2 protein-coding genes are annotated in these 1359 nt (G+C 68.9%); one reads left to right on the forward strand and one right to left on the reverse strand.

Annotated elements, in window-relative coordinates:
- The coding region (locus tag AX685_RS22930) for a response regulator (protein WP_197418713.1) at positions 1-407 on the reverse strand (407 nt) is incomplete at its 3' end.
- Positions 408-506: 99 nt separating this feature from the next.
- On the opposite strand from AX685_RS22930, the gene AX685_RS22935 reads away from it, so the two are divergent.
- Positions 507-1151 (forward strand): Hpt domain-containing protein, encoded by a 645-nt coding sequence (locus AX685_RS22935; RefSeq protein WP_066491539.1) that lies wholly within the window; start codon positions 507-509, stop codon positions 1149-1151.
- The last annotated feature ends 208 nt before the right edge of the window (positions 1152-1359 follow it).

Genomic DNA, 1359 nt, shown 5'->3' on the forward strand with positions numbered 1-1359 from the left:
GCGGCGGGGGCGAGCGCCTCGGGGAAATATCGCTGCCCCGACAGCACCTTGCGAAGGATCCCTGAAATTTCATCGAGCGGCAGCGTCTTCGGCAGGAAACCCGCCGCGCCCAGCGCCATCGCCCCTTCGGCCAGCCCGGGGCGATCCGATGCGGTGACGATCAGCACCGGCACCCCGTCCGCGACGTGGAGCACGCGCATCAGGCCGCGAAATCCCTCCGAATCGGGTAGGGCATAATCCAGCAGGATCAATCGGATCGTCGAGCGGCTTTGCAGCGCCGCCACCGCTTCTCCCACCGTACCGACACCGATCGCCTGCGCGCCCGGAAAGGCCGCTCGTGCGGCCAGCGACAACCCTTCCCGCGTCAGCGGGTGATCGTCGGCGATCAATAGTCTGTCCCCGTTCAAGCCGCACCCATGCCACAGCCAAGAACTTATTGTTTTACATCGAAATCTGTTAATACCACTTCCGCGTTTCCGTTCTCCCGTCAAGTGTTGGTGTCCGAAATGGATAAATCGCGGATCGATGATCTCGGTATCATAACCGATCGCGATACGGTCGCCACCACGACGGACGCATGGGCGCGCGACGGCTGGCGCGTCACGCACATGGCCAGCGACGCGATCCCCCCGACCGATGCGCACGCGCTGCTGCTGGTTGCGCTGCCGCCCGGTGCGGCGGATGCGTGGCTGGCACGATGGAAACGCGACACGGCGCCTGCCGCATCGGTGGTCGTGGCGCTGTCGCCGGACACCGCGGTCGATCCATGGGCGATGATCCGGCGTGGCTGGGACGATGCGGCACCGCTGGACGACGCGGTCGCCGCCGCGGCGCGCTGGCGTCCGCGCACATGTGCCCTGCCCAGGCTGGAAGAGGTATTCGGCGTCACGGAGGTGGCGCGACTGTCGCTGGGCCTGCGCGACCGACTGGCCGCCGCGCTGGCGATACTGCGTATGTGCGATCCCGCCGATCGCGCCACGCTGGCGGAAACCGCGCACCGGCTGGCGGGTATCTGCGGGATCCTCGGCTTCGACGATGCCGGCAATCTGTGGCGCGCGCTGGCGGAGGCGCGCGACGTGGCGCTGCCGGACGTCTATCGCGCGACGCGGCTGGCGGTCGCCGCGATCGACCGCCACCACGCGCCGCGATAACGTCAATCGTCCCGGCGCGCCCTCACCGCCTTACCAGCCCGCGCCAGCGACCCGCGCCTGAAGCCGGTGGACCGGCGACGCGGCGGCCGAGGCCTCTCCCTCCACCAGCCTGAACCGCCGGATCTCGCGCTTCAGCGCTTCCGCCTCGTCCGACAGGCTGCGCGCGGCGGCGGTTGCTTCCTCGACCATCGCGGCGTTCTGCTGCGTC

The organism is Sphingomonas sp. CCH9-F2, assembly GCF_001556735.1.
In the GTDB taxonomy this organism is placed as follows: Bacteria; Pseudomonadota; Alphaproteobacteria; order Sphingomonadales; family Sphingomonadaceae; genus Sphingomonas; species Sphingomonas ginsenosidimutans.

What these genes read in the sequence shown, in the direction of transcription:
- AX685_RS22935 (WP_066491539.1), top strand. Translation starts at nt 507, where the DNA reads ATGGATAAATCGCGGATCGATGATCTCGGTATCATAACCGATCGCGAT.